The organism is Mesorhizobium sp. M7D.F.Ca.US.004.01.2.1 (assembly GCF_003997785.1).
GTDB classification, from domain to species: Bacteria; Pseudomonadota; Alphaproteobacteria; order Rhizobiales; family Rhizobiaceae; genus Mesorhizobium; species Mesorhizobium loti.
Window position 1 is genome coordinate 1 of the sequence record NZ_RZRQ01000276.1, and the last position, 7739, is coordinate 7739.

At 63.7% G+C, this 7739-nt stretch carries 10 protein-coding genes and 1 pseudogene; 4 read left to right on the forward strand and 7 right to left on the reverse strand.

Translation table 11 applies throughout. From position 1 onward, the window contains the following. The 3 genes and pseudogenes from EN993_RS38010 to EN993_RS27215 form a co-directional block, all read left to right on the forward strand. Nucleotides 1-131 (forward strand): annotated as a pseudogene (locus EN993_RS38010) (carnitinyl-CoA dehydratase); the annotation flags it as partial. Nucleotides 132-148: 17 nt separating this feature from the next. Beyond that, nucleotides 149-1087, forward strand: a complete 939-nt coding sequence (locus tag EN993_RS27205) for an alpha/beta hydrolase (protein WP_109666895.1) — start codon at nucleotides 149-151, stop codon at nucleotides 1085-1087. Between the two features lie 652 nt (nucleotides 1088-1739). Beyond that, nucleotides 1740-2066 (forward strand): hypothetical protein, encoded by a 327-nt coding sequence (locus EN993_RS27215; protein ID WP_127265308.1) that lies wholly within the window; start codon nucleotides 1740-1742, stop codon nucleotides 2064-2066. On the opposite strand, the gene dapA is transcribed toward EN993_RS27215, so the two are convergent. Next, nucleotides 2025-2975, reverse strand: coding sequence for a 4-hydroxy-tetrahydrodipicolinate synthase (gene dapA, locus EN993_RS27220; RefSeq protein WP_127265309.1), 951 nt, complete (start codon nucleotides 2973-2975; stop codon nucleotides 2025-2027). The genes EN993_RS27215 and dapA overlap by 42 nt on opposite strands. A 25-nt stretch (nucleotides 2976-3000) precedes the next feature. On the opposite strand from dapA, the gene EN993_RS27225 reads away from it, so the two are divergent. Then, nucleotides 3001-3261, forward strand: coding sequence for a hypothetical protein (locus EN993_RS27225; RefSeq protein WP_127265310.1), 261 nt, complete (start codon nucleotides 3001-3003; stop codon nucleotides 3259-3261). A gap of 151 nt (nucleotides 3262-3412) precedes the next feature. Here EN993_RS27225 and EN993_RS27230 read toward each other — a convergent pair whose 3' ends face one another. From EN993_RS27230 to EN993_RS27255, 6 genes are all read right to left on the reverse strand, one after another. Further along, a complete protein-coding gene (locus EN993_RS27230; RefSeq protein WP_245468980.1) occupies nucleotides 3413-3634 on the reverse strand; it encodes a hypothetical protein in 222 nt (73 codons plus the stop codon). A 20-nt stretch (nucleotides 3635-3654) separates the two neighbouring features. Beyond that, complete coding sequence (locus tag EN993_RS27235) at nucleotides 3655-3849, reverse strand: hypothetical protein (protein ID WP_109666906.1); 195 nt, start codon at nucleotides 3847-3849, stop codon at nucleotides 3655-3657. A 200-nt stretch (nucleotides 3850-4049) separates the two neighbouring features. Next, on the reverse strand, nucleotides 4050-5708 hold the full coding sequence (locus EN993_RS27240) for an FAD-binding dehydrogenase (protein WP_127265312.1): 1659 nt from the start codon (nucleotides 5706-5708) through the stop codon (nucleotides 4050-4052). Nucleotides 5709-5747: 39 nt separating this feature from the next. Then, on the reverse strand, nucleotides 5748-6734 hold the full coding sequence (locus EN993_RS27245; protein WP_109666911.1) for a Gfo/Idh/MocA family oxidoreductase: 987 nt from the start codon (nucleotides 6732-6734) through the stop codon (nucleotides 5748-5750). A 68-nt stretch (nucleotides 6735-6802) separates the two neighbouring features. Next, a complete protein-coding gene (locus tag EN993_RS27250) occupies nucleotides 6803-7378 on the reverse strand; it encodes a YceI family protein (RefSeq protein ID WP_109666913.1) in 576 nt (191 codons plus the stop codon). 71 nt (nucleotides 7379-7449) lie between these two features. Continuing rightward, the coding region (locus EN993_RS27255; RefSeq protein ID WP_206532424.1) for a cytochrome b/b6 domain-containing protein at nucleotides 7450-7739 on the reverse strand (290 nt) is incomplete at its 5' end.

A 7739-nucleotide genomic window follows, 5' to 3' on the forward strand; every position in this document is an offset into this window, starting at 1 on the left:
TCCAGGACGCGATGAACAAGGTGACCCGTCGCCAGTTGGCGACGGTCGATGCGCTTTATGGCTCCGAGGACGGCATGGAAGGTTTTCGCGCCTTTGCCGAAAAGCGCGATCCGGTGTGGAAGGGGAAATGAGCGGCAGACCAGCGCCCATGACCGACTACAAAATCCTCATCGACGCCGAAACCTGGGCCTTCATCGAGCGGACCAACTCCTATTATCCACCCGACACGATCGACTACACGATCGCGCAGCAGCGCGAGATCTACGATCGCATGTGCCGCGAGTTCTTTGCCGGCTACCCCGAGGGCGTTGCGGTCGAAACCTCCGCCATTGCAACGCCCACGCACGACATCCCGATCCGAACCTACCGAAGCGCGCGCCAGGTAGCCGTGACGGTGCTGTATTTCCATGGCGGTGGCTACATCCTCGGCGGCTTGGACAGCCACGACGATGTCTGTGCAGAGCTGTGCGCCAGCACCGGCTATGAGGTGGTCTCGGTCGACTACCGGTTGGCGCCGGAGCACCTGCATCCGGCCGCCTTCGACGATGTGATGAGCGCCTTCGAATGGGCCGCGGCCAACCGCCCGCACCCTATCGTGCTTTGTGGCGACAGCGCCGGCGGCAATCTGGCCGCTGCCGTCAGCCACGCGACACGCGGCTGGGCCAAAAGGCCGATCGGCCAGGTGCTGATCTATCCCGGCCTGGGCGGCGATCGGTCGAAGGGATCCTACGTGATCCACGCCGAAGCGCCGATGCTAACCATGCGCGATCTCGAATTCTACAAGCATATCCGTACCGGCGGGCAGGACCGCAGCGGCGACGCGACGCTGGCCCCGCTCGCCGACACCGACTTCGCCAACTTGCCGCCGACAGTACTGATCACCGCGCAATGCGATCCGCTGTCGTCGGATGGCGAGGCCTATCGCGACCGCATCATCGCGGCAGGTGGCCGCGCCACCTGGTTCGAGGAACCGGGATTGGTGCACGGCTATCTCAGGGCCCGGCACACGGTCGGCCGAGCCCGCGTAAGCTTCACCCGGATCACTGAGGCGGTAGTCGCCCTTGGGCAGGGCGCCTGGCGCTGGTGAGCGATTTTCCCATCCTGTGAGTGAGACGACTACGCAGACATGATCGGATGCGGCCGGCGTAATGCAGGCGCAATGCTGGCGGTGCAGACCACCATGGGTTCGACCGACAGCAGGAAATCGCAGACATGATAAGGTTCGGAAGCGCGTTGGCGCTCATCATTTGCGCCGCGACGCTTAGCGCATGCGTCGACACGGAGGATTATCGCGACCGCCCCTGGCGCGAACACCACTGGCGGGATCGCGACCACCGACCCGACAGACCGTGGAGGCCGGACAGGCCGTGGCGCCCCGACAGGCCCGATCGTCCCGACAGACCGGATCGGCCAGATCGGCCCGATAGACCGGACTGGCCCGATAGGCCGGACCGCCCAGGGCGCCCCGATTGCGTCAGCGGGCCCGCAATTGATTGCGCGCCCCGGCCCGACGTACAACCCGGCGGACCGGACTGCGCTGATGGTCCTGCGACGAGGCCGTCGCCTGACTGTATCGAGCCGCGCCGACGGCATCGGCAGGATCCCTGATCGGCGGGGCATATGCGGCCTTTATAAATCAGGCCAAAACCTGCTCTCGAATTCCTATGCAGCCAGCGACTATGTAGTTCCGGGCCGCCGCCTGATTGGCGGCCGGAACGACGAACTGGCTTCAGACGAACATGAAATCACATTCAGTCTGGCTGACCTCCCGGGTTAGCCGCAGGATGCCGACGGAGTATTTCGTCCTGGCAAACCTCAGGGAACAGGGCGCGATCATCGGCCGGCTCGCTGGCCATCCGATCGCCGAGACGGTCGTCGATGCGAGTGGGCTGCAATACCATTTTGTCGGCGTTGCACCGCGCGACCGCAGCGGACGCTTTGACGTCGAGGCGCTGCGGACCGGCGAATGGATTGTCCAGCCGGGACTGGTCTATGCCGTTGACGGCAAAGCGACTTCCGTCCCGTCAAAGCCGCCACGGTGCGGACGTAGCCAGCACCGCGTTTGATTGCGCGACATCGGGGCTCCCGCTCAGGGCCAGCATCGCCTCCCGTATAGCTGTTTCGGTTTCAGGGCGAACAGCCGTCATCGGCAATCGGACGTCCGGGCTCAGCCCCAGCGCCAGACTCAAGGCATATTTGACCGGAACCGGATTGCTCTCCAGTTCGAGCGCCGCGATCAGCGGCCGCAAGCGGTGATGGATGGCGCGGGCGGTGTGGTGATCGCCTTGCTGGCACGCATCATGCATCTCGACGCACAGTCGCGGCGCGACGTTGGAGACCACGGAGATGGTTCCACGCCCGCCCATCGTGTTGAAGCCGAACGACGTTGCGTCGTGGCCGGACAGACAGATGAAACGGCGCCTCAGCACAGCGGGAAGCGAGGATAGCCGGCTCACATCGCCCGTAGCATCCTTGATGCCGACGATGGTTGGAATCTGCGCCAGGCGCTCGATCGTCTCCAGCGACAGGTCGACGCCGGTTCGTGCCGGCACGTTGTACACGATGATCGGCAAGCTGATCTTGCGGGCGACCGCTTCGAAATGGCGAAAAATGCCTTCCTGGCTCGGCCTGTTATAGTAAGGCGTCACGATCAGGGCGGCGTCGGCGCCGAAAGCTTCGGCGGCTGTCGAAAAGGCAATCGTCGTCTCGGTGCTGTTGGTGCCGGTGCCGGCGATGATCGGGACCCTGCCGCCGGCAATTTTCACGCAGAGCGCGATGATGTCGAGGCGCTCCTCCCACGACAAGGTCGGGGCTTCACCGGTGGTGCCGCACGGGACCAGCCCGTTGATCCCTTGTTCGATCTGCCAGCGCAAGAGCGTGGTCAGTTGCTTCAGATCGACCTCGCCGTCGGTGAACGGCGTTACCAGCGCGGTCATCGCACCGGTCAGGCGCAGTCGTGCTTGTTCTGACGTCATGGGATTCTCCTGGGTGATATTTTGGATGCGCTGCCTGTTCGAGATGCGAGGAAAGCAGGGCCGACAGCAGCGCAGCAGCCAGATCAGTGTGATCCGCGTCGAATTTGTCGGGCCTGGCCGGCGCCTCCGCATGCGTGGCTTGAAGGCTGCAAAGCCAACGCTCGCCGATCCTGCTGATGGCGGACACCGAACGCTCCGGCTTCGACGCGGCGACGAGCAAGAGGACGGCGTCGAGCGTGGCGCCGGCCTCGACCAACTGGGCAAACCGGCGGCCATGTCGGGATGATCTGTCGAGCGACAGGCCGCGTGCGGCTTCCCACAGCTGGTGTTCGAGCAATCTGCCGACATGCGGGAGACGATCGAGCAATCCGGTCAGGTCGGCAGCGTTGGAATTGTCCATGGCCAGATCGTTCCGATGAGGACGGAACCGGGCGCGATCAGTTGAACAGGGAAAGTCGGACGCTCGCCGGTGCGAAGCGTATCGCGCCGACCCTGTGACCGCTTTCCATCGTGGCGAAACGTATCGCGGAACTCCTGTCCGCGAAAACGCCGCCGGTCTGGCCTTCTTCGTCGCGCGCGATCCAGTGGCCTTCGCCATCGCGTCCGACGACGAAGCGGTGAAGGGTCTCTCCGTCAGGCGAAATATGAGAGGTTTGCATCGTCATCTCCTGCCTTGCTATCAGGAAAGCTGAGCAGCGATCGCGGCGGCGGCCAGCAAGGCGCCGACGACCAGCAGCCACCACGTGGCTGTGAATGGCGCGAGCAAGCCGACCGGCCGGCGGCGATTGCTGTTGGCCGCCAGCCGCGCCTGTTCGAGCTGCGACTTCGGCAACGGACGATGGGTGGGCAGATAGAGCCCGTCTGAGAGGAACATCGGAGACTTCCTTCTTTCTAACTGTCACCACGAGGTGATGACTGCCTGCAGCGGCTCAGGACCGGCTGCACCCAGAAAGATAAAAGCATCCGCATTTGTATTCGAGGCGGGCCAAAACTGAAAAATATAAAAAAGTCATATGTTTATCGCCTGGGCGTATGTGGGACCCAGGCCGGAATTCAGACCGCGAGGGCGCCGTTTCATGCCACCGAGGCAGCAGCCGCCCGACCGGCGCTGCGGCCGGAAAAGATACAGCCGCCGAGGAAGGTGCCTTCCAGCGCCGCATAGCCGTGCACGCCGCCGCCGCCGAAACCGGCGGCTTCGCCGACGGCATAGAGCCCCGCGACCGGCTGGCCGTCGGCACCCAGCACGCGGCTGTCGAGATCGGTCTGCAGGCCGCCCAATGTCTTGCGGGTCAGGATGTTGAGGCGCACCGCGATCAACGGGCCATTTGCCGGGTCAAGCATCTTGTGCGGCTTGGCCGTGCGGATCAGCCGGTCGCCGAGATAGGCGCGCGCACCGCGCAGGGCGGTGACCTGCATGTCCTTGGAGAACGGGTTGTCGAGCTGCCGGTCGCGGGCGCGAATTTCGCGCTCGACCTCAGCCAGCTCAAGCAACGGCTCACCGCCGGCCAGTGCGTTCATGCGCGCGACCAGGGTCGGTAAATCGGCCTCGACGATAAAATCCTCGCCCTTCTCCATGAACGCCTTGACCGGACCCGGAATGCCTGACGTGGCGCGGCCGAGCACCTGGCGCCAGCTCTTGCCCGTCAGATCGGGGTTCTGCTCGGAGCCCGACAGCGCGAACTCCTTCTGGATGATCTTTTTGGTCAGGATGAACCAGGAATAGTCGAAGCCGGTGCTTATGATGTGGCTGAGCGTGCCGAGCGTATCGAAGCCGGGATAGAGCGGCACCGGCAGGCGCTTGCCGCGTGCATCGAGCCACAGCGATGACGGACCGGGCAGGATGCGGATGGCATGGTCGGTCCAGATCGGCGCCCAGTTCTTGATGCCTTCGACATAGTGCCACATGCGGTCGCGGTTGATGATCGAGCCGCCGGCCTGTTCCGTGATCGCCAGCATGCGGCCGTCGACATGGTCGGGAACACCGGTGATCATGCGCTTCGGCGCCGCGCCCAACCGCTGCGGCCAATTCTCCCGCACCAGTTGATGGTTGGCGCCGATGCCGCCGGAGGCGACGATCACCGCTTGCGCGTGAAGCTCGAAATCGCCTGATACTTCGCGCGCGCTCTTGTGGCCGCGCTCGACAGTGCTCGGCTGCAGGATATCGCCACGCACGCCGGTTACAACAGCGCCCGTCCGGGTCAATTCATTGACGCGGTGGCGGAATTTGAAGCTGATCAATCCACGCTTCTGAGCCTCGCGCACGCGCAGGACAAAAGGTTCGAGCACGCCGGGGCCGGTTCCCCAGGTGATGTGGAAGCGCGGCACCGAATTGCCGTGGCCGATGGCGTTGCCACCACCACGCTCGGCCCAGCCGACGACAGGAAAGAATTTCAGGCCGCGCTGCAGGAGCCATGAGCGTTTCTCACCGGCGGCGAAGCCGACATAGGCCTGCGCCCATTTGCGCGGCCAGAAATCCTCCGGCCGGTCGAATGCGGCCGTTCCCATCCAGTCTTCGAGCGCCAGATCATGCGAATCGCGGATGCGCATGCGCCGCTGCTCGGGCGAATCGACAAGGAAAAGGCCGCCGAACGACCAGAACGCCTGGCCGCCAAGCGACTGCTCCGGCTCCTGGTCGACGATGATGATTTTCTTGCCCGCCTCGGCAAGCTCGGCGGCAGCAACCAGCCCGGCAAGGCCGGCGCCGACAATGATCACATCCGCATCGTCAGCCATTTTTCCTCCCAGAATTAGCCGGCTATCTTATTGTAAGGCTCAGACGGTCTCCCAGCCGTCCGTGCCACCGGCGCGGAAGATGGCGTCGATGACTTTCTGGTTGAGCACGGATTCCTCCAGCGTGAAAACACGCTCCTTGCCGCCCTGTGCCACACGCGCGAAGGTCTCGACCTCCAGCCGGTACTGCTGTGTTCCGGGGAAGCGGAACACTTGCGCCTCGGTGTGGTTCTGGTTGTGCAGTTCGACGCGGTGGTGGTCGTAGAGCCCTGCGTTGAAGGGCGAGAACACTTCGATGAAACCCTTCTCGCCGTGGAACACCATGACCTGGCGCGCCGCCATCTGCGTCGACAGGTAGAAGGACAGTTCGAAGTCGCCGAAATCGGCGCGGATCGAGGAGTAGATGTCGGTGCCGAATTTCTTGTCGCGCTCGATCGTCGCCTGGACGCGCAGCGGCTCCTTGCCGGTGGAAAAGCGCGTCGACACGGTCGGGTAGACGCCGATGTCGGGCAGCGCGCCGCCGCCGAGGTCGAGCTGGTTGCGCATGTTGTTGGGATCGACATTGTAATAGGAGAAGGCGCCCTGCACATGGCGCAGCCGGCCGATGGCACCACTGGCGATGAGATCGCGCACCTTGATCCATTGCGGGTGGTAGATGACCATGAAGGCTTCGCAGACCAGCACCTTTTTGGCATCGCGCAGCTTGATCAGCGGGAGAATGTCCTTGGCGTCGAGCGCCAGCGGCTTTTCGACCAGCACATGCTTGCCGGCTTCGATGGCCTTGGCCGCCCATTCGACATGCTGCGAAGTCGGCAGCGGGATGTAGACGCCGTCGACCTCGTTGGAGGCAAGCAGTTCCTCATAGGAGCCGAAGGCATGGCGTGCACCGAAGCGCTCGGCAAGCGCCTTGGCCTTCGACAGGTCGCGGCTGGCGATCGCCGACAGCACGCCGTTCTCCGCCTCGACCATCGCCGGCAACAAATGCTCGCGGCCGATCTTGGCCGTCGACAACACACCCCATCGGAACATCAGGCTTCTCCATCGCGATTACAGGCGATGAGGTTTGCCCGAAAACAGGAGAAAAGCCAATGACAAGGTCAGCCGCGTTTGCCCATCAGCGTCATGTCGAAGTCGACGATGTTCGAATAGATCGGCGTGCCGACATCCATGCCGTAGCGTGACCTGAGCACCTTGCCGGTGACATGGAATTTTATCGTGCCGGCCTTGAGACCGCCAAGCTCGGCCGTGAATTTTTCAGGGAACGTCTTGCCGCGCGCCGTCAGCCGGCCGGTGACAAGGGCCGTGGTGTCGCTGGTTCGGGTCACGCTGGTCGAGCGGAACTGGATTTCCGGGCTGTTGGCAGCATCGAACACCGCGTCGGAGCGCAGGAAGGCATCGATGCGGCCCTGGCCGGTGCCGACGCTTTCGGGAAAGATGGTGAAATTAACCTGCGAGCGCCCGACATCGCTGTTGTCGATACGGATCGAGCCCTTGAAGCGGGCGAACGCGCCATTGAGGCCGCCGCCGCCGACCTTGCCGATGGAAAAGCGGATGCTGGAGCTGGCCGGGCTGATCGAATAGCTGCCGGCGGCGTCACCAAGCGCGACGGCCGCTGAGACAGGCATGGCAAGGCAAGCGGCGACCGCCGCAAATCCGAGGATGCGCGTGTACATGGGGGTGTTCCTTGTTGGAGGCAGCGCATTTCCTGCGCCCTCACCCCCCACGAACGAATGAACTGCCCGCTCTATTCCTGACCTGACGAAGGCGTGATCATGCGCGTGAGCACGCTATCCCTGAGCTGGAAATGATGCCGCAGTGCCGCCGCGACATGGAGAGCGACCAGGGCGATGCCGGCATAGGCGAGATACCAATGCGCCGCCGCCCAGAAGCTTTCGGCGCCATCCGATTCGGCCAGCGGCAGGTTCGGCATGATGAACAGATTGAACGGCAGGCTGGGGATCTCCAGCATCGAAACCGACACCAGCGCCCAGCCGGACAGCGGCAAGGCAAGCTGGAACGCGTAGAGCGCAAAAT

Bases quoted from the DNA above. Each gene is read 5' to 3' on its own strand.
- EN993_RS27250 (WP_109666913.1), bottom strand. From the start codon at position 7,378: ATGTACACGCGCATCCTCGGATTTGCGGCGGTCGCCGCTTGCCTTGCC.
- EN993_RS27240 (WP_127265312.1), bottom strand. From the start codon at position 5,708: ATGGCTGACGATGCGGATGTGATCATTGTCGGCGCCGGCCTTGCCGGG.
- EN993_RS27245 (WP_109666911.1), bottom strand. From the start codon at position 6,734: ATGTTCCGATGGGGTGTGTTGTCGACGGCCAAGATCGGCCGCGAGCAT.
- EN993_RS27235 (WP_109666906.1), bottom strand. From the start codon at position 3,849: ATGTTCCTCTCAGACGGGCTCTATCTGCCCACCCATCGTCCGTTGCCG.
- EN993_RS27215 (WP_127265308.1), top strand. From the start codon at position 1,740: ATGAAATCACATTCAGTCTGGCTGACCTCCCGGGTTAGCCGCAGGATG.
- EN993_RS27230 (WP_245468980.1), bottom strand. From the start codon at position 3,634: ATGCAAACCTCTCATATTTCGCCTGACGGAGAGACCCTTCACCGCTTC.
- EN993_RS27225 (WP_127265310.1), top strand. From the start codon at position 3,001: ATGCGCTGCCTGTTCGAGATGCGAGGAAAGCAGGGCCGACAGCAGCGC.
- dapA (WP_127265309.1), bottom strand. From the start codon at position 2,975: ATGACGTCAGAACAAGCACGACTGCGCCTGACCGGTGCGATGACCGCG.
- EN993_RS27205 (WP_109666895.1), top strand. From the start codon at position 149: ATGACCGACTACAAAATCCTCATCGACGCCGAAACCTGGGCCTTCATC.